The 26,099-nt window shown below is 51.3% G+C and carries 26 protein-coding genes and 2 tRNA genes; 12 read left to right on the forward strand and 16 right to left on the reverse strand.

Annotation, left to right across the window (positions count from 1 at the left end; translation table 11 throughout):
• The first annotated feature begins 43 nt into the window (after positions 1-43).
• From J2T58_RS04155 to J2T58_RS04175, 5 genes are all read left to right on the forward strand, one after another.
• Positions 44-907, forward strand: a complete 864-nt coding sequence (locus tag J2T58_RS04155) for an Mrp/NBP35 family ATP-binding protein (RefSeq protein WP_253487654.1) — start codon at positions 44-46, stop codon at positions 905-907.
• Positions 908-1,007: 100 nt separating this feature from the next.
• Positions 1,008-1,658 (forward strand): NADPH-dependent F420 reductase, encoded by a 651-nt coding sequence (gene npdG, locus J2T58_RS04160; RefSeq protein WP_253487655.1) that lies wholly within the window; start codon positions 1,008-1,010, stop codon positions 1,656-1,658.
• Between the two features lie 250 nt (positions 1,659-1,908).
• Positions 1,909-3,498, forward strand: coding sequence for an FMN-binding glutamate synthase family protein (locus tag J2T58_RS04165; protein WP_253487657.1), 1,590 nt, complete (start codon positions 1,909-1,911; stop codon positions 3,496-3,498).
• A gap of 89 nt (positions 3,499-3,587) precedes the next feature.
• Positions 3,588-4,694 (forward strand): hypothetical protein, encoded by a 1,107-nt coding sequence (locus J2T58_RS04170; protein ID WP_253487659.1) that lies wholly within the window; start codon positions 3,588-3,590, stop codon positions 4,692-4,694.
• 54 nt (positions 4,695-4,748) lie between these two features.
• Positions 4,749-5,441: a dihydrofolate reductase family protein gene (locus tag J2T58_RS04175; protein WP_253487661.1), complete on the forward strand. Its 693-nt coding sequence runs from the start codon at positions 4,749-4,751 to the stop codon at positions 5,439-5,441.
• Positions 5,442-5,518: 77 nt separating this feature from the next.
• Here J2T58_RS04175 and J2T58_RS04180 read toward each other — a convergent pair whose 3' ends face one another.
• Positions 5,519-6,058, reverse strand: coding sequence for a mismatch-specific DNA-glycosylase (locus J2T58_RS04180; RefSeq protein WP_253487662.1), 540 nt, complete (start codon positions 6,056-6,058; stop codon positions 5,519-5,521).
• 276 nt (positions 6,059-6,334) lie between these two features.
• Here J2T58_RS04180 and J2T58_RS04185 point away from each other — a divergent pair, with 276 nt between their 5' ends.
• Together J2T58_RS04185 and J2T58_RS04190 are read left to right on the forward strand one after the other, a co-directional pair.
• The gene (locus J2T58_RS04185) at positions 6,335-6,565 is read left to right on the forward strand and encodes a DUF7557 family protein (protein ID WP_253487663.1); all 231 of its coding nucleotides are present in this window, start codon (positions 6,335-6,337) and stop codon (positions 6,563-6,565) included.
• A 53-nt stretch (positions 6,566-6,618) separates the two neighbouring features.
• Positions 6,619-6,834 (forward strand): type II toxin-antitoxin system RelE family toxin, encoded by a 216-nt coding sequence (locus tag J2T58_RS04190; RefSeq protein WP_366518445.1) that lies wholly within the window; start codon positions 6,619-6,621, stop codon positions 6,832-6,834.
• Between the two features lie 274 nt (positions 6,835-7,108).
• Here J2T58_RS04190 and J2T58_RS04195 read toward each other — a convergent pair whose 3' ends face one another.
• From J2T58_RS04195 to J2T58_RS04205, 3 genes are all read right to left on the reverse strand, one after another.
• Positions 7,109-7,375 carry a hypothetical protein gene (locus J2T58_RS04195; protein ID WP_253487665.1) on the reverse strand — a complete coding sequence of 89 codons (267 nt, stop codon included), beginning with the start codon at positions 7,373-7,375 and terminating at the stop codon, positions 7,109-7,111.
• Positions 7,376-7,601: 226 nt separating this feature from the next.
• Positions 7,602-7,675: transfer RNA gene (locus tag J2T58_RS04200), tRNA-Thr, on the reverse strand.
• Positions 7,676-7,719: 44 nt separating this feature from the next.
• Positions 7,720-8,013, reverse strand: coding sequence for a DUF3467 domain-containing protein (locus J2T58_RS04205; protein WP_253487666.1), 294 nt, complete (start codon positions 8,011-8,013; stop codon positions 7,720-7,722).
• Positions 8,014-8,055: 42 nt separating this feature from the next.
• On the opposite strand from J2T58_RS04205, the gene J2T58_RS04210 reads away from it, so the two are divergent.
• Entirely contained in the window at positions 8,056-8,754 is a 699-nt protein-coding gene (locus J2T58_RS04210; RefSeq protein WP_253487667.1) for a PD-(D/E)XK nuclease family protein, read from the forward strand.
• A gap of 12 nt (positions 8,755-8,766) precedes the next feature.
• On the opposite strand, the gene J2T58_RS04215 is transcribed toward J2T58_RS04210, so the two are convergent.
• The 10 genes from J2T58_RS04215 to J2T58_RS04260 form a co-directional block, all read right to left on the reverse strand.
• Positions 8,767-9,693, reverse strand: coding sequence for a nucleotidyltransferase domain-containing protein (locus J2T58_RS04215; RefSeq protein ID WP_366518439.1), 927 nt, complete (start codon positions 9,691-9,693; stop codon positions 8,767-8,769).
• 2 nt (positions 9,694-9,695) lie between these two features.
• Positions 9,696-10,274: an L-threonylcarbamoyladenylate synthase gene (locus tag J2T58_RS04220; protein ID WP_253487668.1), complete on the reverse strand. Its 579-nt coding sequence runs from the start codon at positions 10,272-10,274 to the stop codon at positions 9,696-9,698.
• On the reverse strand, positions 10,274-10,948 hold the full coding sequence (locus J2T58_RS04225) for a DUF5612 domain-containing protein (protein WP_253487669.1): 675 nt from the start codon (positions 10,946-10,948) through the stop codon (positions 10,274-10,276). The genes J2T58_RS04220 and J2T58_RS04225 overlap by 1 nt, the downstream gene beginning before the upstream one ends.
• Before the next feature lie 5 nt (positions 10,949-10,953).
• A tRNA-Gly gene (locus J2T58_RS04230) sits at positions 10,954-11,024 on the reverse strand.
• Positions 11,025-11,162: 138 nt separating this feature from the next.
• A complete protein-coding gene (locus tag J2T58_RS04235; protein ID WP_253487670.1) occupies positions 11,163-12,416 on the reverse strand; it encodes a PKD domain-containing protein in 1,254 nt (417 codons plus the stop codon).
• A 108-nt stretch (positions 12,417-12,524) separates the two neighbouring features.
• A complete protein-coding gene (locus tag J2T58_RS04240; protein WP_253487671.1) occupies positions 12,525-13,406 on the reverse strand; it encodes a type IV pilin N-terminal domain-containing protein in 882 nt (293 codons plus the stop codon).
• A gap of 69 nt (positions 13,407-13,475) precedes the next feature.
• Positions 13,476-14,993 (reverse strand): PKD domain-containing protein, encoded by a 1,518-nt coding sequence (locus tag J2T58_RS04245; protein ID WP_253487672.1) that lies wholly within the window; start codon positions 14,991-14,993, stop codon positions 13,476-13,478.
• A 564-nt stretch (positions 14,994-15,557) separates the two neighbouring features.
• Positions 15,558-17,864, reverse strand: coding sequence for a PKD domain-containing protein (locus J2T58_RS04250; protein WP_253487673.1), 2,307 nt, complete (start codon positions 17,862-17,864; stop codon positions 15,558-15,560).
• A 24-nt stretch (positions 17,865-17,888) separates the two neighbouring features.
• Positions 17,889-18,998 carry a type IV pilin N-terminal domain-containing protein gene (locus J2T58_RS04255; RefSeq protein WP_253487674.1) on the reverse strand — a complete coding sequence of 370 codons (1,110 nt, stop codon included), beginning with the start codon at positions 18,996-18,998 and terminating at the stop codon, positions 17,889-17,891.
• Positions 18,999-19,889 carry a hypothetical protein gene (locus tag J2T58_RS04260; protein WP_253487676.1) on the reverse strand — a complete coding sequence of 297 codons (891 nt, stop codon included), beginning with the start codon at positions 19,887-19,889 and terminating at the stop codon, positions 18,999-19,001.
• A gap of 109 nt (positions 19,890-19,998) precedes the next feature.
• Here J2T58_RS04260 and J2T58_RS04265 point away from each other — a divergent pair, with 109 nt between their 5' ends.
• Positions 19,999-21,036, forward strand: a complete 1,038-nt coding sequence (locus J2T58_RS04265) for a radical SAM protein (RefSeq protein ID WP_253487678.1) — start codon at positions 19,999-20,001, stop codon at positions 21,034-21,036.
• Positions 21,033-21,809 carry a polyprenyl diphosphate synthase gene (gene uppS, locus J2T58_RS04270; protein ID WP_253487680.1) on the forward strand — a complete coding sequence of 259 codons (777 nt, stop codon included), beginning with the start codon at positions 21,033-21,035 and terminating at the stop codon, positions 21,807-21,809. The genes J2T58_RS04265 and uppS overlap by 4 nt, the downstream gene beginning before the upstream one ends.
• Here uppS and J2T58_RS04275 read toward each other — a convergent pair.
• Positions 21,783-22,376, reverse strand: coding sequence for an undecaprenyl diphosphate synthase family protein (locus tag J2T58_RS04275; RefSeq protein WP_253487682.1), 594 nt, complete (start codon positions 22,374-22,376; stop codon positions 21,783-21,785). The two genes, uppS and J2T58_RS04275, sit on opposite strands and share 27 nt — an antisense overlap.
• Positions 22,373-24,163, reverse strand: a complete 1,791-nt coding sequence (gene polX, locus J2T58_RS04280; protein WP_253487684.1) for a DNA polymerase/3'-5' exonuclease PolX — start codon at positions 24,161-24,163, stop codon at positions 22,373-22,375. The genes J2T58_RS04275 and polX overlap by 4 nt, the downstream gene beginning before the upstream one ends.
• Positions 24,164-24,225: 62 nt before the next feature.
• Here polX and J2T58_RS04285 point away from each other — a divergent pair, with 62 nt between their 5' ends.
• Together J2T58_RS04285 and J2T58_RS04290 are read left to right on the forward strand one after the other, a co-directional pair.
• On the forward strand, positions 24,226-24,936 hold the full coding sequence (locus J2T58_RS04285; RefSeq protein ID WP_253487686.1) for an RAD55 family ATPase: 711 nt from the start codon (positions 24,226-24,228) through the stop codon (positions 24,934-24,936).
• Positions 24,933-26,099 (forward strand): GTP-binding protein, encoded by a 1,167-nt coding sequence (locus J2T58_RS04290; protein WP_253487689.1) that lies wholly within the window; start codon positions 24,933-24,935, stop codon positions 26,097-26,099. The genes J2T58_RS04285 and J2T58_RS04290 overlap by 4 nt, the downstream gene beginning before the upstream one ends.

Raw genomic sequence — 26,099 nt, forward strand, 5'->3', positions numbered from 1 at the left:
CTCTCTTTGACAACCTCTTGTAGGAATAGATCTGAGGAATATTATGGCGAATCAACCAGATGGACAGGATTGCAATGGACAGTGTGAAGGATGCACATCAAAGACTGAAGGGTGTGACTCAAACCTTCCAAAGAAGGCTGATATCGATGTAAAACATGTGGTGCTGGTTCTCTCCGGAAAAGGCGGGGTCGGGAAGAGCACCGTCTCGGTGAACCTGGCATATGCCCTCTCAAACCATGGATTTAAAACAGGTCTGATGGATCTCGATATCCATGGTCCAAGCATCCCGAAGATGCTCGGGCTTGAGGATCACAAGCTTCAGGTTATGGGAGAGAAGATCCAGCCGGTTGGTGTGACGGGGTCGCTCTCGGTCATCTCGATGGCCTTCCTCCTCCCCGAGCGATCCACACCGGTCATCTGGCGTGGGCCTATGAAGATGGCGGCTATCGGACAGTTCCTCTCGGATGTTAACTGGGGTCCCCTTGACTTCCTTGTTGTTGATCTTCCGCCCGGGACTGGTGATGAAGCACTCTCGATCATTCAGCTTGCGCCAAATATCGCAGGTGCGATCATCGTGACGACTCCGCAGGATGTCGCTATCCTCGACTCGAGCAAAGCCCTCAAGTTTGTCGAACAGATTGGGATCAGGCCCCTTGGGATCATCGAGAATATGAGTGGGATGGTCTGCCCGCATTGCAGGGAATCAATCGACCTCTTTGGAAAGGATGGCGGGGCAAAGGCAGCAGAGGATTTCAAGGTACCCTTCCTTGGCAGCATCCCGCTTGACATTGATATGCGGAAGGCCGGGGATGAAGGAAAGCCCTTCATTATCCGCCGTGGGGATAACCCGACATGGGCGGCTGTGGACGCCGTCATGGAGAAGCTTATCGACGTCATTGAGAGCTAAAACCTCTCCATTCTCTTTTTAAAATCCAAAACAACAATACTTAAATCATCTTCTATCGATGATCTCATACGTATCATATCCGATACAATGGTGGGAAATTATGAAGATTGGAATTGTCGGTGGTACCGGAGATATTGGTGAAGGGATGGCACTTCGCCTCTCCCATCTCCATGAAGTGATTCTTGGATCCAGAGATGAGTCGAAGGCATGTGCAACAAGCGATTGTACAATAGAGACACTGAAAGGCCGGGGTGTGACCTCGCACTGCTCGGGTGTCTCAAATCAGGAGGCTGTTGATGCAGCCGATGTGATCGTCCTTGCCCTGCCCTTTCAGCATGTCAGGGCAACCCTCTCAGGGCTGACCGGGTTTGAAGGGAAGATCGTTGTCTCACCTGTCAATCCGATGGGGAAGAAAGGTCATTTCTTCTATGATCAGCCTGAAGAAGGATCCGCTGCTCTCTATATCAAAAAGATGCTGCCTGAGAGTGCACGGCTGGTCACCGCGTTTAACAATATCGCCGCACACAAGTGGAAGGAACTTGATGCCGTCCTTGACTATTCAGTAGCGGTCTGCAGTGATGACCAGGAGGCAAAGAAGGTTGTCATGAGCCTCATATCTGATCTCCCAAACCTGACGCCACTTGATGCCGGCCCCCTCTCGTCATCATCGATTGTTGAGAGTATCACCCCTCTCCTCCTCAATATCGCAAAGAATAATGGTATGCGGGATGTCGGGGTCTATTTCAGGTAAATAACAACCTACTTTATCCCCTCTCTTCTTCTTTCGATCAGGTACTTGTGGACCTGACCATATTGCATGTCACATTCCATCCTTATTTATACTCTCTTCTTGCCGACCTGGTATTATGCGATATCCTTATATATTCAATTTTTAGTAATATTTTTATACTGATGGAAGGAAATCTCTTATAACTAATAGATTCTACAGGGTAATGAGGTTTCATGGCGCTGCCAAATTGCCTCTTTCAAGGAGATAGAATATGAATCTGCGAAGACCCAATGCAAATGAAGCAATCGGGACGTTTAATCGATCACGTGATGTTGTACCGATGTCAGGCATCTGCACACGATGTGTCGACGGGTGCAAAGGTGGTTGTGATATCTGGCTATCATCATTCCGGGGGCGTGAGTCCATCTATCCTGGTCCCTTCGGGGAGATGACTGCCGGGGCTGATAAGAATTATCCTGTTGACTACTCGCATCTGAATATCCAGGGGTATGCTGTTGGTGCAAAAGGATTGCCGGAAGGGACTGAGATCAACCCGGATACCGCCATCTTCTCAGCCGCAGACACCACGACGGAGTACGGATGGGATCATAAGGTGCAGATGCGGGCCCCGATCTTCACCGGGGCACTTGGATCCACTGAGATCGCCCGGGCAAACTGGGAACATTTCGCGATTGGTGCTGCAATTTCCGGTATAACCCTTGTCTGTGGTGAGAATATCTGTGGTATCGATCCCGGTCTCGTCCTTGATTCCAGGGGCAAGGTGAAGGAGTGCCCGGAGATTGATCGTCGGATCACGACGTATAAGAAGTTCCATGACGGCTATGGAGAAATTCTCGTTCAGCTCAATGTCGAGGATACCCGTTTTGGAACGGCAGAGTATGTCTCATCGAAGCATCATCTTGAGACGATTGAACTGAAGTGGGGCCAGGGTGCCAAGTGCATCGGTGGAGAGATCAAGGTGCAGTCTCTCGATTGTGCAACCGAGCTGAAGAACCGTGGATACATTGTCCTGCCGGATCCGACTCTCCCTGAGGTGCGCAAGGCATATGATTCCGGAGCAATTAAGGAGATTGAACGCCATTCCCGTGTCGGTTTCATTGGAAGAGAGGCGTTCCTTGATGAAGTGGATCGCCTCCGCGATATCGGGTTCAAGCGGATCACCCTTAAGACCGGTGCCTATTCCGCTGTTGAACTGGCAATGGCGATCCGCTATGGATCGGAGGCGAAGATCGATCTTCTGACCATCGATGGTGCCCCTGGTGGAACCGGCATGTCACCATGGCCGATGATGAACGAATGGGGTATCCCGACGATCTATATCCAGAGCCTTGCCTACCAGTATGCCGAGGTACTCCGGAACCGCGGAATGCGGGTGCCGGATCTTGCGATTGCAGGTGGCATTGCCGATGAAGCAAACGGGTTTAAGGCCCTCTGCATGGGAGCACCGTACTTTAAGGCCGTCTGTATGGGTCGTGGCCTCATGATCCCGGGAATGGTTGGAAAGAATATCCAGAAGTGGCTTGATGCAGGCGAGCTCCCGAAGAATGTTGCAAAGTATGGAAATACGGTGGAAGAGATCTTCGTCTGTTATCATGATCTCAAAGAGAAGTACGGTGACCGCATCAGCGAGATCCCGCTTGGTGCAATGGGTATCTACAGCTATGTTGAGCGGTACAGGGTTGGTATGCAGCAGATCATGGCAGGAAGCCGGAACTTCAGCCTGAAATCAATCTCCCGCAATGATCTGATGGCACTCACCGAGGAGTCTGCGAAGGTGACGGGCATTCCATACGTCATGGATGCATACAGTGATGCAGCCGAGGCTATCCTTCTCAGCTGAGATGTACAGGTACTCTCTCCAACTATTCCCTCCCCTTTCTTTGATATCCGGCAGTATTCTATACCCTGGATGTCAACTATTTTCTATTCATGTCGTGGCGCAGTATCCTCTTTCTTCTCTGTCTTCTCTGCCTCTCTTCAGGATGTTTTCAGCCCGATTCCATTCCTCCATCGATAACGCCCCTCTCTACAGATACCACCGTGCATCCCATCAGCCATAGCTTCCTCTTTGAGGAGAGCAGGGTGACGATCGATGTTCCGGTTGATATGGGGGTCTATCGGGGGGCACAGCAGTCGAACAAGAGGATCTACCTCTACCGGGATCTTCCGGACTCGGAATGGTACCCGATCTACTATACGGCTTTCATCGATGATCCCCACCAGGACCCCTTCTTCCAGGATCTGATATCGGCACTCCGAAGTGTCCGCAGTGATCTCCGTCTCGATGATGACCGGTATCTTGAACTCTGTTCGGTCTTTGTCCAGTCACTCCCCTATGATGATGATACCGTTCTCATCGAGCCGAAGTTCCCGATAGAGACGTACGGGGACGGGACCGGGGACTGTGATGACAAAAGCCTTCTGCTTGCCGGAATACTCTCACGTGAGGGGTATGATGTTGCTCTTCTTTTATATCTCGAGGAGAAGCATATGGCCATTGGTATACGGGGGGATGGATGCAGTGATGTTGGCGATGGGTATTCCTATCTTGAGACGACAAGGGCACATTTTGTCGGGATCGTTCCCGACCGTCTCGCCGGGAATGTGACCATCTCCTCGACCCCGATCATCATTCCCGTTGGCGATGGGACGCTTGGGTATGGGGCGTGTCTTGAGACACGAGCTCTTTTTGATCTTCTCTCGTACTGCCGGGATCAGGTGGATGAGCTGAATGCTCAGATGGATCGAGAGCGTGTCGTCCTTGAAGGGATGAAGGAGGAGATCGCCGCCCGGCAGTCTTCAATGGAGCTCCTCCGCAGCCAGGGGAGGTATACCGAGTATAATCATCAGGTTGCCGGTTTCAATGCGGAGATTGAACGGTATAATGACAGGTTAAGGAGGTATAATGAGCTTGTCAGGGAGGCTGAGCGGTATGTGGGGATTCATACCACCATCCTGGACCGGATGTATGATCGGCATGGGTTGTACCGGCAGATGGAGAGGATCGGGATTCTTGCAGAGATGAGGGGGAGGTAGCCCGGGAAGCCTTTCTTACCGTACCATTTTTACCAGATTCCCCCATATTTTGTTATGATGCCTAAGGTGATCGTTCATAGTTCGATCTCTCTTGATAATGCCGTTACCGGCTTTGATATTGATATTGAACTCCACTATGGCCGCCTTCATTCGCTCTCCCCTGATGCGGTCCTTGTTGGCTCAACGACGGCCCGCACCGGTATAGAGATGTTTCTGGATGCCGCCATGCCGGAGGCGCTGGAAGATATGAAACACCCTCTGCCTGTTGCCGGTGATACCCGCCCGCTTGGCATCTTCGTTGATAGTACCGGTGCTCTTCTCAACCGGCTTCATTTCTACCGGCGGATGGAGCATATCAGGGATGTCATCGTTCTCATCTCAGAGGCGACCCCGCCCGGGTATGTCGCCTACCTCCGGGAACGGGAGTATCCGTTCATCGTCTGTGGGAGAGAGAAGGTGGATATTGCCAAAGCATGCAGAATTATCGGAGAAGCGTATGGGATCTCCTGCATCGTCTCGGAGAGCGGCAGGGACCTCAATGATCACCTGATACAGGAGCAGATAGCAGACGAGATCAGTCTTCTGCTGACGCCGGTGATCGCCGGGCCGGGTGGGAAGCGACTCTTTGCAACAGTGCAGGCGCCGGTTGCCCTTGACCTCTTCGATCTTGAGGATCTGGGGAAAGGCCGGGTGCATCTTCGGTACCGGGTGGTGAAGAAGGATGTGGTGACGGGTGGCAGTGAATGAGGGAACGGGTCAGGGAAGCTCTTTGAGGTGGGTTTTCTGTCTGAAGGGTGTGAATTGGCTCTCTTTCACCATGATTGTCAGGGCATACCTGATTCGCATTCACCTTCCTTCAGCTGTCGGTAGATCTCCCCTATCCTGCCCCAGCACGCTTCCCCATGGCTCTTCCAGTCTTTTGCCGAGAGGCCGGAGGTTGATGGAGCGACAAATACGGAGCTCTCTCCGATCATCTCAGATTGCATGCCGTAGCTGATCGTCCTTTTCCTGAGGGCATGGTATGCGGCTGCCTTGCCATTAAAGACGATATATTGTGGAGCGTAGTCCAGCATCACCCTGATGAATCTCTCCCTGTCGTACTGCTCTTTGGATAAGGATTTGTCTGAGCCTGATTCAGTCTTATTCAGGTCTGTCAGCCCTATCCTGTATTGTAATACGATCCTGCAATCCTCAATGGAGCCTGGCACTATCCTATCAGAACCGGTCATTCTGGAGAACTGATCCCAGAATTTATTTCCGGGACCGGAGTAATAACATCCTTTCTCAGCTGATATTCGGCTGGCGGCAGATCCACAAAAGACGATGAAGAGGTTATGGGCCAGGATATCTTCGAGAATGTGCATCTGTTTGTGATTGTGAGGATTGATCACCCATTCATTTTCCTCTGACTGGTGTCGATCCTGAAGGAATTGAAGCTCATTTTCATGATCAACGAAGTTTTGTTGAGACATTCGTAGACTACGTTTATGTCAATGAAACTGATTAAGGAGAGGGTGTGTGGCGAATACCTGATATGAGGCTATTAAAAGGATCATCCTCTCTTGTTGATGGTCTCAGGTGGATCAGTTTGTGATGAGTGGATACGAAATATTATGTTCTATATCTACCTATGGGTTATTATGGCAACAACAATTCAACTTCAGCCGGAGACAAAATCCCGTCTGGATGAATTAAAAATACATCCCCGGGAGAGTTATGATGAGACGCTCAACCGCCTCCTGGATATGGCATATGACCCAGAACCCCTCTCTGAAGAGACATTGCAGCAGATAGAGGAAGGGATCGCAGATATTCGGGCCGGTCGCCTGCGCTCACTTGAAGATATTGCTTTGGAACTGGGTCTGGAATGATCTGGCGAGTCCTCTTCACTCCGCAAGCGGAACGTGACTTGAAACGCCTTCCAATGTCTGAGGAGCAGCGGATAAAAGACGAACTAACTGCTCTCGCAGAAGAATCATATCCTCGCTTACACATAAAAAAACTGAAGGGATACCAAAGCATTCCGATTTACTCTTATCGGATAGGGCGGCTTCGGATTATACTCACAATTGAGGATGATGTGATGGTCATCTTTGTGATTGAGATCGGAGACCGAAGCACAGTCTACCGAGAGTACTGAGATGGAGAGGTTTCGTATGGCTCTTCGCTGATACATGTTCATCGAAGCGGATGGTACTGCAGGGCAGTCTTCCTGAGCCAATCGCAAGAGCGTTGCCATGCCTTCACCATGTCCAGATCAGACCAGTCATCATTCCAGTACCCTGGAGCCACCTCAGGATGGAACTCCACACGCTCGAAAAAACCCTCCCAAAGAGATCCGAAGATAATCTGGCTCTCTCTGTCTCTTCATGATACATTGGGGAGGATGTGTACATCTCCATCATCTGGTCGAGTCAGTTGCCATTATCTGCCAAAAAAAACTTCTCTGAAAGCAGGGTGATCTCCTCAAGGTCGATGACATGATGCCCCTCATCACGGAACTGCTCTTTTCCGTCAATTTTCCTGGCGACCAGTGCATAATGTTCTTTCCGCTCGCCGTTCCTCCACCGCACACCTTCAGCCTTCTCCCTGAGAGCCGCGATGACAGATCGTGCACCCCGGGTGCTGAGTTCGGAGCATTTGCACTCAAAGAATAGAGACGAGCCTATCCGTTCACCCACTTGGATTTCTAGGATGCTAGACGTCCAAACGGAACCCGAGCTCATCATTACGATCAACGAAGGCTTGTTGAGACATAAGTATACTACTTTGTCGTCAACTTACATGATATGGGTGATGGGGTTATTGCGATCGAAGATCGGAGCTGAGTCTACAGAGGGGTATTGAAGGAGCGGGAAAAACAAAGATCAGGCGTATTGATGACGGATTGTGAATCTGACTTCTTTAAGCCGCCAGGGGGATTCGAACCCCCGACCTGCTGATTACGAATCAGCCGCTATACCGGGCTAAGCCACGGCGGCAGTGTGTCAAATAGATTGGTGTTGAAAAGTATAAAAGGTTCTGATCAGGAGTAGCCCCGCATCGTCACCGATTCGTTTGCCTTCTGCTCGGTCGGCTGTTCTATTGTCCCGAATTTGGATTCAAACTCCTTTACGCTCTGGTCAAGAACCAGAAGCAGCTTCTTTGCATGTTTTGGGCTGATGGTGACGATTGCCTTTGCCTTTGCCTGGTTGATATTTGGTATCTGGTGGAGGAACATCAGGGTGAACTCGTCGTCACGGAAGGCGATCTGGATCATATTGCTATAGACCGGATCGAGACTCCCAGGAACATTAACGGTAATTTCCTTCTGGGTCATGCAAATCTATTAGCAGAGTGGATGCAAAAACCTTTGTGTACAATGCTTCCCCCCTCCTTCGCCGGAAGGCCCGAATTCATCCCGATCTCCACCCTCGTCCGGGCCTCCGCCTGTCCGGTCCGGGTCTATCTTGAGCGCCACGATCCAATCCTGGAGCCATATGAATACACCGTTGCAAAACAGGTCGGCTACCATCTTGGTGACACTCTGGATGCTGATGCGATCTGGCGTGAGATCACCCTTGTCCGGCCGGACACCCCCATCTCCATGCAGGAGTATCTGCGAGGCTGCGTCTCTGTGTGTGCCGGGCTCTCCTGGCGTCTGCCACGGACTGTTGATCTCACCATCACGAACAGGCGGTATGCGGTATCCGGGCGTATCGACTGGTTCTTCGATACTGAACCGAAGATCGGCATTCTTCGGGCAACACGGGCTCCTGATCATGGCGTCTGGAGGCAGGACCGGCTCAGGGCAGCCGGGTACCTTCTTGCAGCCGAGGAGCTTGCCGATGAGACGGTCAGTGAGGTGCAGATAGCATACCTGCCCTCGGGAATCGTCCGCCGGGTTGTTCCGAATGCATCGGATCGCCGCACCCTCCTCTCCGTACTGAAGAGCGTGGAGGCGATCCATCGCGGAGAGACACCGCGTCCCCCGCCCAATGCCCCTTGTGATCGGTGCGGGAAGAAGGATCTCTGCAACAAGGAGCCGCCGACCCTCTTTGAGCGGTTCTTTAAAAGATAAGGTGATAAATTATCAGCGTTTCAGAAGCGTTTTGGAGATGATATACTCGCCACGTGCCTCACGGGTGGTGCCGACGACGAGCCAGCGTTCATCTCCATGATCCTCGATCACCCCTGCCGCCTCGATAACCTCACCATTCCGGGCCTGGCCTGAGTAGGTATGGGTAAACGAGAGGACATAGGCGATCTCGTCATGGTCAACCTTATAGACTGCCGGGCTGTCAAAGGAGAGTGATGCGTCCGTCACAACCGCCTCGATCACACCTCGGCCAACCGGCTCACCTTTTTGTATTCTGACCCTGCTCAGATCCTCATATGCACGGGTATAGAGGAGATCAAAATAGGTTCCCTCATATTCGCCCCGGTTGAATTTTCTGGCTTCGTGAGTGACGAACTCATCAAAAGAAATCTCAGGTACCCGCTTTGTATAGACCTTCTGCCACATCTCACCGCTCATTGAGGGGATTCTGCCGGCTGCAACCGCCTCCTGCAACTGACGCTGTGCAGAGAACCAGTGATCCCCATACACCACGAGATCAATGTCCGATGCCTCATTCTCCAGTCCGCAGAGGAGGGAACCGGTGCAGCCGACCGCCCCCTCAGGAAGCGGGAAGAGCTTCATCAGCCGCTGGAGGCGGGGAATACGATCCTGCATGGCTGCCATCATCTCCTCAGGCTTGAAGACACGGGCAATCTCTGATAGCGGTATTCGATGGACGGTATCAGCCCATTCAGGGCGGTTATTTTGGATCCATGTGTACGCGTCCTCAAACTCTACCTTCCGGTACCGTACCCCGTCCGGTCCTCTTCGTTCCCCGTCGGGATCCGGGAGGTACCGGAGGATACAGCCGGCATGCGTCTCGTTATCATAGACTGCGACCGAATAGATTGCCCCGTCTTCTGTGGCGACGAAATCCCTGAGCCGGATCGGTTTTGCCACCGTCAGCCCATCCTGATGAGGTAGTCGACGATCTCGTCAAGCTGACTGCCCGGCCTGATGATCTCTTTGTTCTGGAGATCCACGACCGTGCTTGGTGTTCCCGGCAGCTCTCCCCCATCGACGACGAGATCATTTCTGACATTCACTTCAGAGATACGCCTTGGGGAGATCTCACCGGAGATATTGGCGCTTGTTGCGGTGATCGGGGCATCCAGCTCCCTGATGATGGCAAGTGCGATCTTGTGATCCGGCCATCTGATCCCGATCTTCCCGGTTCCTCCGGTCAGTTCATCAGGAACACATCCTTTTGCCTCGAGTATCACGGTGACGGGGCCCGGGAGGAACCTGTTGATGAACCCCATCGCCTTCTCATCAATATATGCGACACAGGCGAGCATCTCGATGTCGGAGACTGCTATTGATACCGGCTTTCCCCGAAGCCTGCTCTTCGCCTCATAGACCCGTTCAATTGCTATATCAGAGAACGCATCGCCACCAAGACCATAGATGGTATCTGTCGGGTAGACGATGATCCCGTCCCGCCGAAGTACGGTTACAGCACGCTGAATTATATCATCCATCAGAATTCACGCCCTTTTACACGATTTATATCAAAAACTGCCTTCCCAGAGACATGCATTACGGCAAAGACCCCTGCCTGGATCGGATCCGTGACAACGAGATCGGCATGATCAACGACGCTTCCTGCCATCTTCAGGGCTATCACGGGTATCCCTTCTGCCTTCACATTCTCCACCGCCTTGCTGATCTTTCCACCCATGATGGAGCCGGCAAGAACCAGTATCGATGCACGGGGCAGTCTGGTGACGGCATCCACCGCAAGAGCGAGCGTCTCCTCCCCCACAAGAGGGATTGTATCCACCGAGATCCGCTCTCCCCGGATATTATGCCGATCAGCCTCGTTCACAGCACCCATTGCGACCTGGGCGACCTGGGCGCCGCCCCCGATGATGATCACCCGCTGTCCGAATATCTTTGAGAAGGATTCGTGGGTCTCCACCTCCCGGACATAGGGATGGGCGGCAAGGTCTGCAACGATTGCTCCATAATCCTCGACCTCCTCAATCTCGAGATCTGCCCAGGCAAGCCCCGCCTCAGGCCCTCTTTTTATGATCTCCTGCTGAATCGTCAGGATATTGACATTATGGCTTGCAAGAATGATGGCAATATCCCGGAGAACACCCCGTTTGTTCTCTGTAATTATGCTGATGGCGTAGCTCTGAGAAGAGTGCATTCCGATGCGATAACCGGGATTCGAACCCGGGCTAGAGGCTTGGGAAGCCCCTGTCCTACCACTAGACTATTATCGCGTTTCCTCATTCTATCTGCGTTCTGGCATATAGAAGTTTTTGTTTCGGACACAGGGATGCGGAACAGACAGGGGGCGTTGATGGGGAATCAAAGGAATTTCGCCACCCTGTATTCATTGATTAATTTATGTTGTCTCATCAGGGCAGACCGGCATTAAACCTCGTCTGGATCTCAGCCGGGCTTAACGCCCGCTCGTATGTGCTGAGGCCGCGGATCTCGCCGTCGAATTTTCGTTGATTCAGGCTTCCGCCAAAGGTAATGCCATCGGGACCGCCGACCTGATATGCACCTGGTGATGGCCTCAGTCCCACAGTACTCACTCCCAGACTGCGCTCTGGATTGCCGTTCACGTAGATGAGAAGGTGGCCAGTCTCCTGGTTGTACACCCCGGTCAGGTAATACCATATGCCTTCCATGGGCTGTGTATCTGACTGAATATAATCCCCGACGCCTGTTGAATCCGGTGTTCTGATAGCAATCTCAAATCGTGTATTGCCATGGTTATGCAGGAGGTGGTATCGTCGGTTACTATCGGTGTTACCATCAATGACAACTGTTGCCCACCGCTCATTATTTGAACCGGGAGCCGGATTCTTATTCCACTTCACCCACGCCTCGACTGTAAAGCCTGCAATCTCAGAGGTAACCACAATCTCCTTTGCGGTAGAGTTGGATCCGAAACTGTTCGCCACCGTAAGTGTAACGGTGTAGGTCCCCGGATCGGTGAAGGTATGCTCCGGGCTCTGCGCAGTCGATGTCCCCCCGTCCCCAAAGTCCCATATCCAGGATCCGATCACGCCGGTCGAGGTATCGGTGAACTGGACGGTAAGGGGTGCTGGTCCTGAATACTGATCAGCAGCAAAGCCTGCTACAGGCGGATCAGCCGGCCCCGGCCCGCTGCCTGCCATGGCAAGGGTGGATCCAAATACAAGTACCTTGGCATTCGTGTCGATGATGACAAGGTCAAGAGATCCTGCAGGAAAGCCGGTGCCTGCCCCGGCAGCGTTTCTATCCTTTGTGATCTTTGGGCCTTCTGCTGTATTATAGAGGTAGATCGTCTCTCCCGGCTTCCATGTGACGGGATCGTCTGCTCGCGCCAGCACCGATCCGCCCCCGGCCGCCGTTGTCCTGATATCGATCGGGATGCCACGGGCGGCGCCTGATCCATTCAGGAAGACATCGTCGCCGCCCCGGTGGGTGATGGTGAGAAACTCTGTTCCGTTGACTATGTCCACGTCCGTCCCGACGGCGACATACGCTGACTTTTCGAGGCCTCCGGGAATGCCGTAGATGAAGGCGTAGATGATTATCGCGATGAGTGTGGTGAGGAGGACGAGCAGCATGACGCTGATTGCCGGGGTGACTGCATCGTGATGTTTTCTTGCAACCATGTCTGTATCCTCCAAAAACCTCTGAATTATTAAAATAATATATTATAAATCTATACTATTCTACTTTTGTTTCATGTTTCAATAGAACGTTGGTGACGATAATATTGATTATCCGGTCACCTCAACCTCCTGTATCCAGTTCTGGTTGAGTTGCAGGAGTATCCGTAATCTGATCTCTTTTGCTCCGTCAGTTGACTCGATGATGATTGGAGTGACCACAGCAGTTCCGACTCCGGCAAAGTTCCGGTTTGTGTATGTCAGGGTAGCAATGCCATTGCTGTTGATATTTGGATTCCATACGGCATTGGCTGAGATGACGACTGCCTGATCGACAAGTGCATTGCCGGGACGCTCACGAAGTGAGGCAGCACCTGGCAGACTTCCATCATATGGGGTGCCATCCGGGTTATTCACCCTGAAGGTTATCGAGGTCTGTGTATGGGTTACATACTCGACTGCCTCGGGAATTGGTGATGGCGTGGGAACGGGGCCGGGCAGCAATCCTTGAACGGATATATGTTCCATAAAGACCAGCAGCTGGGATGCAATATCAACTGCGGTAATTGATCGTTCACCCGGTGCACATCCAATACCGGAACTGATGGCAATCATCCTGTCCTTTGTGAGGCGGGGTCCCTCAGATGTATTGAACATATAGATGCTTTCTCCCGGGCCCCAGTTCATGGGGGCAAGCGGAACCGCCCGGACTCTTTGGCTTTGCATGGTGACAAAGAGATCAAGTACTTTTCCCTTTTCTGCGCCGGTTGTGTTCAGGAAGATGGTATCCCCGCCTTTATGCCGGAGTTCGATGTAGGGTGTGCCATCGGGATCATGGAGTTCGCTCTCAATGGCGATGAACGGCGGCTGGACAACTGTGGAGGTGAGGCCATAGATAGAGCCATAGATGATGATTGCAAGTATGGAGACGAGGGCGATCATCAGGAATACGCCAATTACCTGAGACACTGCATCATTTGGTTGGGATTTCATGTCTGCTCCTTCCATGGTCCGTTCTGTATGGCGGTTGGTTCTGATTGCCGGGGCTCCAAAAGATAGAGATCAGAATGGATAATCATTCGGATCTCCGATGTACTGGTCAAGGTTCTTGAAGGTGACCTGTGTCCCGCCACTCGTTACATAGAACCCGTCACGGGCAATGACGACACCTTCGAGGATTGCCCCGTTAAAGGTGACCCTGCCGTTTGGTGCAAAGAAGACACCTTTAATCACATTATCATCTCCTGTAATTGTAATATCCCCTGAATGGGCTATGATGATGACATTTTCATATGGGGGAGGATTTGGCCACCAACTTACCGCTCCTGTATAACTTGGTGCATAAATCTTCATGTTACTTATCAAGGGACTCTCTGACACATACCCACGTGCTGCGTACCAGTCAGCAGATTTTGTGGAGGGAATATCCTGATCCGGCATGTCGAATCCGGGGACCGATGAATCTTGTATACATCTATCTAAAATATATTGAACCTCAGGTGGATATGGTTCATTGAAGTGATGTACTAAAGTACCTGTATAATATAATCTGGTATTCTCTGAAAAAATAAAGTCATTGACTCCAGTTTCTCCAAGGATAAGGTTTCCATCGATATAGAATGTTCCATGCAAAATTACTCCTCTGATTGAGGCATCGCCTTTGACATAGACATCACCATAAATATTTCTACTCCCTCCATTAAGGTTCATGTTTCCGTTTACATAGATATTACCTGGCTGAGTAGATGATCCAAGTCCCGCACTCCCAGATAGAAGATTCACGTCTCCATCAAAGTATATGGTTGAAACTGCTACCGCGGCTCCCTGATTAATATCAGCAGTTGTGAACCCACCGGTGATCACCACCGTGGCTCCAGGTCCGGTGACACTATTCCCACTGAAACTGAGCACATTCCCATACACAAAGACGTTCTCATCGATGACGAAATCGACAAAACCCTTTGCGTGTATGAAATTGGTCTTTGTAATTGAATCATTCCCTGCTGCATTTGCCACCGTCAGTGTAACATTATAATACCCGGCCGTGGTGTAAGTATGGATCGGATGTTGTTCAACCGATGTTGTTCCGTCTCCAAAGTCCCAATCCCATGCATCAGGTGTGCCTGTGGAGGTATCGGTAAACTGGATGATTAATGGGATCTCTCCTTCGGTAGCGTTTGCAACAAAGTTAGCTACCGGGAGTGGATCAACCGGGTTTATAACGATGATGAAATTCTCTTTTGTTTTAATACTACTCCCATTCGGGTTTGATGCCGTCAGGGTGACGGTGAAGGAACCGGGACTACTGAATGTATGCATCGGGTTTTGTAGGGCAGATATATTCCCGTCACCGAAGCTCCAGCTCCACGCCGTTGGCAGCCCGGTGGATTGGTCGATGAACTGTACAGTAAGTGGGGGATATCCTGATGTGGTGTTGGCTGTGAAGTTTGCTACCGGCACCTCAGAGGGATCCGGAATCCATCCTCCTCCGGCGATTGTCTTTCCAAACACCAGAACATCAGCATCGGTATCAACGATTATAAGATCTATTGACCGCCCCCCGAATCCAAGGGAGGTCATGGCAGATGTCCGATTGGTTGTGATGACCGGGCCTGTTGATGTGGTATAGATATACAATGTCTGGCCGGCACCCCAGACAATCGGACCATCAGGCTCTGCACGTATCTGCTCTCCACCCGCATGAGTGATCCTGACATCGATCTTCGGGCTCCGTTCAGCACCAGATCCATTCAGGGCTACGGTATCCCCGTTCTTATGATGGAGTGTTATATAATCAGAACCATTCATTGACTCAACATTTGACTCAACTGCAATATAGGCAGTTTTCGTTAAACCCCCGGGGATTCCGTACACGAGGGCAAATACAATAGCACCGAGGGCGAGCACCATGAGTATAATCAGGATGGTACTGACAACCGCTGTCACTGCTTCTTCATTCAATCCTGACGCCATCTTTCTCTCCAGGTTGATTATTGCATTGATAGAGTGATATATGGTAATAATGTTACAGTGAGTTTATTAATATTTTCATCCAACATTTGAAGTATGATATATGTTTGAAATGAACATTGTTAAGAAATAAGGTTTCTTTTTATAATATTGGTGATCTTCATAGTCTTCTCCTCAGAATGGGTAATCATTTGGGTCTCCGATGTATTGGTTGAGGTTTTTAAAGGTGACACGTGTCCCCTCATTTCCAAAGAAGAACCCATCACGGGCGATGACAACACCTTCAAGAAACTCCCCTCCGAAGATAACTTTGCCTTTTGGTGCAAAGAAAACGCCGGTAATCCCCTCGGCCCCTAATCCTGTAATTATGATGTCACCTGAATGTGCAATGATAATGACATTTTCATATGGAGGAGGATTTGGCCACCAACTAAAGGTTCCGGTATAGCTTGGAGCATATATCTTTAATCCATCCCTCAGCTCTCCCCCAGAGACATACCCGCGTGCTGCATACCACTCAGCGGCTTTTGTCGGAGAGATCTCCTGACCCGGCATATCGAATCCGGGGACCGTTGGCTGGTGGATGCATTTGGCAAGAATATTAACATCATAATTTGCTGGATGCGTAATCGCTCGGGTATAGTATATCCGGGCATCATCTGCAAGCCATGGTGTCCATCCCAATTCGAGATCCCCATCGACATAGACGTTCCCATGGATACGGGCATCTTTCAATCTGAAGTCTCCGGCAACAAAGACATCACCGTAGATGTTTCGTGTTCCTGTCCACAAGTCAAGATTTCCATTTACATATATATTCCCAGGGTGGCTCTGGGATCCAAGGCCTGCAGATCCATCGCTTAGCGCTACATCGCCATTGATGTAGATGGTGGTGACATCAATTGAAGCTCCCAGATTTGTATCTCCCGTATCCAGCCCACCGGTTATCACCACAGTCGATCCCGGCCCGGTGACGTCGTCTCCTGCAAAACTGAGCACGTTCCCGTACACAAAGACATTCTCATTAATAATGAAATCAACAAATGACTCTTGACCAGCGACGACAATATAGCCGACTTTCGTTGCGGTCTCCTGGACCCCACTCTTCGTCACCGTCAGGCTCACTGTATACGTCCCTGGTGCCAGATAGGTATGGGTTGGATTCCGGGCTGTGGATGTGCCTCCATCCCCAAAGTCCCATGCCCATGTGGTCGGAGCATGCGTCGTCAGATCGGTAAACTGAACAGTCAGCGGTGCAGTTCCTGTCGTGACATTGGAGGTAAAGTTAACCACAGGAGGGCATCCGGCATTGTACCGGTCGAGGATCTCCTCTGGTGTGAGTGCCCGTTCATGTGTCTGAAGGCAGAGGATGTTGCCGTCGAACTTCCTCCTGTCAGTCTGTGTTGTGAACCAGGTGATCCCGTCCGGGCCTCCGACCTGGTACAGATTCGGTGATGGGATAAGTCCTGCGGTGCTGATCGCACCAAACTGTTGTCCGATATCCGGGACGCCATTGACATAGAGCACAATCTCCCCAAGGGTCTGATTGTAGACACCGGCAACATAATACCAGGTATCACGCTCCGGTGTGGTGGCTGATCGAACAATACTCTGGCTGCCCGGAGCAGCCTCCCCGGTTCTCATGACAAGCTCGAACTTTGTATTATTCTCGATATGCTGCAGGTGATACCGCCTGTTGGTATCATTTGTTCCATCAACGACAATGGTGGCAAAATTGTGCGTCCGGTCCGGAGGTGCTGGATCCCGGTTCCACCTCACCCATGCCTCCACAGTGAATCCGTCGGCCTCCACCTGAACGAAGTTTGCAACAAGGGCTACATCTTCTGCCGGCATCGTGAAGGTGAATGCTGAGGTATTGGCTATCTCCACGCCATTTCGTGTCCAGTTAATGAACTGGTAGCCTGCGCTGGGCTGTGCAGATACGAGAACTTCTTCTCCGGCCTCATACTGGTCTGCACCATTGACGGTTCCACCCTCATCCGGTTCAGAAACCAGCATCAGATTATATTTCTCCGTTGGATCCGGCCACGGACCCGGCGGTACCCCGATATCCCCAATTGTGAAGAGAAGTGCCGGGAGATCCGGTGCGGTATGGACGATCTGCACACTGATATCATTCCGGTGGGGCATTATTGTAGGAGGAAGGACAAGCCAGTCTCCGGCACCATATTCCGTCCATCTCTTACCTTCAGGAGTAGTAAAATTCGGAGTATGATCCACGCCATCCACAAAAAGCCTGGTCTTCTCCCGGAAGAGCGTATCTCCTCCACGATGGATCAGAACCAGCTCTTTTGAGTCATTATGAATATCCACCCGGAGTGCCGGCACCGCCCCTGGAGGTCCCTGGGAGAGGAGACTCACCGCGACGATCCCGATGACAAGGATGATGAGGGATGTGAGGATCAGTGTTCCGACCAGTTCTGAGGCGGCGGTTGTGTGAATATTCTTTCGGCTGACCATAATTTTATCCCTTCTTTAATCAAGCTACGGTCTTGACCAGTAGAGTACGTCATTTCGTTCTATCTTGGATACATTTCCGATGAATTGCAAGTAACCATCAGCATTTTTCCTTGGGAAATTAAATATCAGAAGCGATGGTTTTGCGGGTTCAATATTATAGAATTTCCATCTATTGGTGTCTGGGCCCTCCACTTCCGGGTTTGTCTGGTTTCTAATAAATAACCGTGTAAATGTATTTTGGGGTGTTCCACCCACCTGGAATGTGAGGGTCGAATCATACCCATCAAAGGATAAAATCCAGCTATCAATGAGATTTGTATTTGTGAATGATTCCTCATCTGGTTGACCTGGATTAATGTAAATATTTGTGTTATCCCCGGCAAATGCCCAACCTTTCCCTCCTACGGAGAAGATATTCGCGCTGGCCTGATTGCCATCTACATACTGAATAGCCAGTCTGTCATTTACATTGAGATCTGTTATGACTGGAGGGTTATTTCCCTGACCTGGTGTGACAATATACGAACCTGTGCTATTAATTGTCATATTTACCCAGCCTGAAATTGAGGCTGAATTCCCGATCCTGTATCGTGTAAGGTATATCGCGTCGTTATTCAGCTCTTCAGAAAATTTACTGATATATGTGCGGTTAAGATATTCCTCCAGCTCTTCTGGAGTGCACTCGCCTGGTGTCGGTGTTGGTCCTGGGGTCAGCGTTGGTCCGGGAGTTACAGGTGCACCCCCTCCTGTCACCTGCCCGATACCTGTCTCTCGGATAAGATTCTGTTGCCCCCCGCTTAGGGAGACGATCTGGATACGCTGTGGCTCTTCGTCAACATTGTCGATTGGATACCTCTCTCCAACCTTCCATTCTGCCGTTGGAAAAACTTGTCTCTCATTGTCGATCAGGATATAATACTCCCCTGGCAGCATCAGATCCCCCCCATCGTGGAGGAGGTACAGTGTCCTATTATCTTTATCATATCCTGCAATCACATTCAGACTCTGTGTCTGCACAGGCGGTGGCTGAGAGAGGAACCCGACACCAATAATAGCCACAGCAAGGACGACCAGGGATATTAATAGAATTGAACCAATGACTTCCGATATAGCCTCATATTGCCTCTGCCTCATTTACTCCACCCCTGATGCAATTGACTGGACTGAAACGACCAACTCAACAATGTGATAGCTGACATCATTCTTGTTATCCGGACGAGTGATTGTAATAACCTTATCATTGGGTGGCAGATCTATACTCACATTGCTGGTTGTTAAATCAGCAAGCTCCCGCCGCTCCTTCAGTATGTTTGCCCACCCTTTTGCCGCATTTGCATCCCTTAGTTCAAAAATAATTGGCATCGTACCTTCAGTTAGTATTTTGTCGGCTCTATTCAACTCCGTATCCACCCTGACCGGTCCCTGTCCGGACATCCCCGAAGCCCTCCTTGAGGTAATCTGGACGATCACAATTTCAGTATGATCCTGAGAAAAATGTATCAATGGAGCTACCCGTGCAACCGTTCCCGCGGGCTGTCTGAGGAAAACCCCTCCCATCTGATAGTAATATGACTGTGGTATCCAGTAGTTATTCGTTGTCTCAAATTCCAGAATTGACAATGGATAACGCTCGCCACCAATGACGATGAACTCACTCTTGTTTGTCACCGCAATTCCCCCCGTCGATCCTATCGGGTTCATCACCGGCATAAACAACCCCCCTGCCTGTGTCGCCCCCCCCTGCGACCCGAGCACCAGGGAATTTGAAAAGGTCATCCCGGTCAGCGACTTATCATCCCCATGATTGATCCAGAGCGAATCCGCCGTCACCTTATACTGCGTAAACCAGTCCCGGACATAATTCATATGCTCGATCTCCTGCTGCCGCCCCTCAGCCGGAACGACATATGTCATCCAGATTGAGAGAAATATCGCTATCAGCGCGAGGATCAGGATAAACCCGATAACCTCTGAGAGAGCATCATCTGCGTCTCGTCTTTTGGACCGGTTTGGTCGCTTCGGCATACTGGTAGATGGTATCATTACCATTAATAATCTACGTATCCGGGACATCACCCATTGCCTCTCAGGGTACTGTTTTACTCCCTGCCGCACAATATAGAGAGAGACCTTCATGACGCTATCTCCGACAGACCACTATCCAGAGCATCCATCCGAACCCCTCATCCCCGATCTCCCAAGTGAGGGCTGCATACTCTGCTTTCAGGGTGCCAAGCTCGTCCTCTTCGTCACCGGCCTCTGTGACCGGACCTGCTGGTACTGTCCCCTCTCTGTCGAACGAAAGGACCTCGATGTCATCTTTGCAAATGATCGTGAGGTCTCCTCGGAAGCCGGAATTATTGCCGAAGCAGAGGCGATGGATGCCCTCGGCACCGGCATCACCGGAGGCGAACCGCTCCTTGTCCGGGATCGTGTCGTCTCGTACTGCCGGCTCCTGAAAGGACACTTCGGATCCGATCACCAGATCCATCTCTATACCGGCCGGGCACCAACAGAAGAGGATCTCTCTGCCCTCTCCGGTATTGTCGATGAGATCCGGATGCACCCCCCGTATGAGGTCTGGGATCATATCATGGAGACCGACTACCCACAATCCGCACGCCTCGCAAAAGAGATGGGATTTGCCATCGGGATTGAGGTTCCATCCCTTCAGGGGATCGCCAGTCTCAAACCGATGCTCCCGCTCCTCGACTTCTTCAATATCAATGAACTCGAGTGGGGTGAGACCTGTGCCAATGAGATGCGGAGACGGGGGATGGAGCCGACTGATGACCTGCATAACGCAATCGAGGGTGCTGCCGGGTGGGCAGAAGAGATCACCGGCGATCCAAAGGTTCATTTCTGTTCATCAGGGTTCAAGGACTCCGTCCAGCTGAGGGAACGCCTCATCCGGATCGCAACCATGACCGCCCGCCCCTTCGATGATATCACCGATGATGGCACCATCACCTATGGGATCATCAGATCCGATGGCGACCTGAGAGACATCATCGCCGAGTTCGATGAAGAGAGCTATGAGATGCAGCAGGATGGCAGCTGTGAGTGTGCATGGTGGCTCCTCGATGAACTTACAGAGGTCTCAGGACTTGAACTCTCAATAATCGAACGGTATCCAAACAGAGGAATGATCGTTGAGGTGAACCCGCTGTGAGTTTCAGAACCCTCATCGAACCGGTCTACTATCGGATCCTGAGAAACAGCATCACCCATATCCCCTCCCATATCGCCATCATCCAGGATGGGAACCGGCGGTACGCAAAGGAGCATGGGCTGCATGATGGCTATGGGCATCGGCAGGGTGCCGACACAACCGAGACGATGCTTGACTGGGCACGTGAATTTGGGATTAAGCATATCACCCTCTATGCCTTCTCAACCGAGAACTTCAAGAGGAGTGATGGCGAACTCAAAGAGCTCTTTGCCCTCTTCAAGGATCGATTCATCAAAGTCCTCAGTGACGAACGTGTGCATAACAACAAGATCCGGGTCAGAATGGTTGGTGATCGGTCACTCCTGCCAGAGGATCTCCTCAAATGCATAGAGGATGCAGAAGAAGCAACAAAAGAGTACAGCAATCACTTTCTGAATGTTGCCGTTGCTTATGGTGGGAGAAATGAGATCGTTCATGCTGCCCGTCGGCTGGTCCAAAGGGTGAAGGATGGGGAGCTGACTCCTGGGGAGATCACCCCGGCGATGGTTGAGGCAAACCTCTATGGCGGCCTCGGCCTCCCCCCGGTCGATCTCATCATCAGGACGGGGAATGATTACCGGACATCAAACTTCCTCCCCTGGCTGGCAAATGGCAATGAATCTTCAGTCTACTTCTGTGCCCCCTACTGGCCGCAGTTCCGAAAGATCGATCTCCTCAGGGCAATCAGGGTCTTTGATCAGCGCTGCTCAGGCGCCAAATCTCCGTGTACGTGACTGGTAGTCCCGGAGCGCACGGAGAAAATCTGTCTTTCTGAAGAACTCCCAGTTCATATCAAGGAAGAATAATTCCGAATAGACCGACTGCCAGATGAGAAAGTCGGTCAGGTGACTCCCTCCGGTCTTGATAATGAGATCAGGCGCACACCTGAAGGTGAGATGCTCCTCGATCATCTCCTCGGTAATGTCGCAGGGATCCACCCCCTCTTCTGCTATCCTCCGGATACTCTCGGTCACTTCCCATCTGCCACTCTTCCCGATGACGACCATAACGGAGAGCCCCTTCCCTGCCTCAAGATATTCTTCTCCCTGATGGAGATGAAGATGGGCAATCCCCGACACCTTCCTGATCTCCTCAATATAAGGCTCGCATACTGCAGGATCCTCAGTATCGATATGAAAGGTCACCATCCTGATCCCGGCCACCTCAAGAGACCATGTGACGATATCATAGATACGATCCGGGGCGGATCCGAGATCATCGATCGTCAGCATGAAGCAGATCTCTGCCGGAACTGTTGTAAGATCCCTCAGAAGCAGGTATTCATATATGGTGTGTATCATCGGAAGAAGTCCATCAGCTGACTCAGAGTCTTTGTATTCAGAATAGTATCCGTCCTGCACCATCCCCGGCGTGCCGTCGTCACTCCATATCGCATATGTGCATACTCACCGGGCCGGTGCGCATCGGTTCCGATGGCGATCATCACTCCTAACTCTATTGCATTCTTCAGATAAATATCATCAAGGTCGAGTCTGTAGGGTGATGCATTCAGCTCCAGCGCCGTCCCTGTCTCTTTTGCGGCTGCCAGTATCCTTGGCATATCGATGGCAGACGGCTCCCTCCTCCCGATGAGCCGGCCGGTCGGGTGTCCGATGATATCGACATGCTCGTTCTCCATCGCTGTGATCATCCTCCTTGTGATGGTATCTGTCTCCTGATGGAGCACTGAATGGATTGAGGCGATGACACAGTCGAGATCTGCGAGTACAGCATCCGGGAGCCCCAGACGCCCGTCTGCGAGAATATCAACCTCGATCCCCCTCAGAATCCGGCATGTATGATCCCTGTTGGCGATCTCAATCTGATGTGCCTGCCTCTTCAGCCCATCCTCAGAGAGGCCGCGTGCAACACCGAGAGATGCCGAATGATCTGAACAGAGGATATATTCATAGGAGAGCCGATCCCCAAGCTCAGCCATCTCGCTGATGGTCATTGTCCCATCCGATCCGGTCGAGTGGGCATGAAGATCCCCGCGTATATCTTTCTGCTCGACAAGAGATGGAAGTGTATCGGATTCTGCCCTCGCCACCTCACCCCGGTCCTCGCGGAGTTCCGGAGGGATGAAGGAGAGGCCGAGCTGTCTGAAGATCATCTCCTCGTCAGGGTACCGGATCAGCTCCTTTGTTTTCTGATCAAGGAGGCCGTATTCATTCAGCCGAAGCCCGCGGGCGATTGCCCGTTCCCGAAGCCTGATGTTGAACTCTTTTGATCCGGTGAGGTAGAGGAGTGTCGCACCATACTCTGCTGGGTCAGCAAACCGGATATCGATCCGCTTCCCCTTGAAGAAGAAGGATGTCTTTTTGGTTCCTTCATCGATCATCTCTGAGGCAATGTCTCTCAACCCGGGGTTCACCGATACCGCCGGGTTGGTTGTGACAATGTCAATATCCCCTATTGTACTTCTTCCTCTGCGGAGTGATCCAGCAAAGGAATACCTTCCAGGGGGGAGAACTCCAATAATCTCCTCTCCTATCGCTTCTGCGTCTGAGAGGAGCATCCTTCCGGATCTGTTCTTATGGACCGTGACAGCACGGAGGATCTCTTCCTCCTTCTTTGCCCCAAGCCCCCGGACCGAGCGTATCCGCCGACTTCGCGCCGCGTCCTCCAGCTCCTGGATCGAGGTGATATTCAGATGCCTCCAGAGCTTCTGGACTGTTTTTGGACCAATTCCATCGATCTCCAGGAGCTCCGGGAGATCCGGGGGAATCTTCTCCATCAATGACTCAAGCTCATTGCAGGTGCCTGTCTCAATGATCGAGATGATCGCCTCAGCAATCCCTTTACCAACCCCCCTGATCTCCAGGAGATCCTCCCGTCTCATCTGGCTGATCGGCTGCAATGACTGCCGTACCGCCTCGGCCCCCCTCTGATAGGCCCGGATTTTAAAGGTGTTCTCATCCATGATGAGGAGCAGCTGTGCAATGTGCTCAAGCTGATCTGCAACTCCGGCGTTCTCACCCCATCCCATACGGGGTAATTGGAAGTGGCTATTAATAGAATCATCCATCTGCTCTTCGATCACCAGAAGATGGTAGTGCTGATGGGCGATTCGAAAGTATGTCCCCATGATTATTTTTTGTTCTCTTCAAAAGGTTAGTTAAAGATTGGATGGTATACATTCATCATCAAATGTACAGCTACCAGTTTGGTATCCCGGCACTGGATGAACAACTTGGCGGTCTTGTATCAGGTGCAAATGTCCTGATCCTCGCACCTCCGCTCTCCGGTGCTGAGAGAATAGCATACAATCTCTCTTTCCCCGCAAAGGGTGAATACTGCGTCCTTCTGACTGCCGATGCACGGGCTGCCGAGGTAGCAAACTATTTCAAACTGAATGGGACCGAGAGACGGGCTCTGGCGGTCATTGATGCAATTACAAAAAGTGATGCCCCGAATGTCCCGGATACCGACCGAATGAAGTTCATTGCAAGCCCGGTTGACCTCACCGGGATCAGCATTAAGATGAGCAAGGTCTTCTCAGGCATTGTGGATGAGAGCCTGAAGAACCCGACTCCGGGTGTTTTTCCTCCTCCAATACGATTCTGCGTCAATTCACTCTCGACCTTTCTGATGTACCGAAAGCTTGAGGTGATGTATCAGTTTCTCCATGTCATCTCAGCAAAGCTGAAGAAGAATGAATGGATTGGGTTTTATGTCCTGAATAATGAGTCATTTGATGCACGAACCATCTCAGTCATCAAGCAGCTGATGAATGGTGTTGTTGAGGTCAGGGAAGGAGAGAAGAGTTTTGAGCTTCGGGTGATCGGCCTTGGGGGACGGATGACACCGTGGCTGCCATATACATTTGATCCAAATGGAAGGCTGGTGGTGGAAGGATGATATATACTGGTATAGATGCGCTCGATGGGTTATTGGAAGGCGGCGTCCCTGATGGGAGCCGTGTCCTCTTTGCGATAGAGCCAGAAGCGGATGGCCAGCATTTTATGATCACGATGCTTCACACGGCTGTGGTCGCAGGAAAAAAGATACTCGTCATCACCCCTTTCACTGCAAAAGATGCATATCTTGTCGATGTTGCCGCCCAGAGCCGCTACCACCTCGACTGCTATAAGGATCTCATATGGTACATAGATATGGCCGGGGTTGAAGCGATTACAGCGGACCATCCGGAGCTCCATGAACGGCGGGATGCGTGGGTCTCGCAGATCCAGGAGCTCGTCAACACCGAAAAGATTGATGTAATCTTTGTCTATCTGGATCTCCTCTCGGATCAGTTCGGGTTTGACGGAGCTGTCTCTCTCTTTGATCCCGATACCTTTGATCATTCCGTCACTGTCATCTTCGAATATTTCAACCTCTTCGGGGCAGAGATGCTTGACAGCCTGTTCGAGGAGACTCCCTTCAACCTTGTCGTCACGCTGCATGCAGGCTCCGGTGTCGTCTCCTTCTTTAACTTCTTCTCGATTCATACCGTCTCATGGCTCTCGCTCCCAACCCGTTCCCTCCCCTATGTCGCAACTGACGGCCATATCATTCCATATATTCCAAAGATCGTCGTCACCGGTCCCCCGGACACGGGCAAATCCACTTTTGTCAGGAATGTCTCAGAGGCGGGGATGTCGGTCGATCGCCTCGGTCTCCTCGGAACCCCGACGACGGTTGCCCTTGATATAGGGCATATGGCAAGCAAGGGCTTTGATATCAATATCTATGGCACCCCTGGCCAGGAGCGCTTCGATCCGATCATCCCGCAGCTTGCCAGGAATGCAATGGGTGTCATCCTGATGGTCGATGTCACCCGGCCCGATCTGATGCCACGGGCACGGCAGCTGAAAGGAATTGTCGAAGGAAATACAGTTGTCCCGATCATCGTCGTTGCAAATAAGGCAGATCTCGATTATTCTGTGACTGAAGAGATGATACGCTCAGAGCTACAGGTTCGGGATGACACCCCGGTATTCTTTATCTCCGCGTATGAGCACCATCAGTGCCGCGATGTCATCAATTCAATGGTTGATCAGATAACAAAATTTTCATTTTGA

This window comes from Methanocalculus alkaliphilus, assembly GCF_024170505.1.
In the GTDB taxonomy this organism is placed as follows: domain Archaea; phylum Halobacteriota; class Methanomicrobia; order Methanomicrobiales; family Methanocorpusculaceae; genus Methanocalculus; species Methanocalculus alkaliphilus.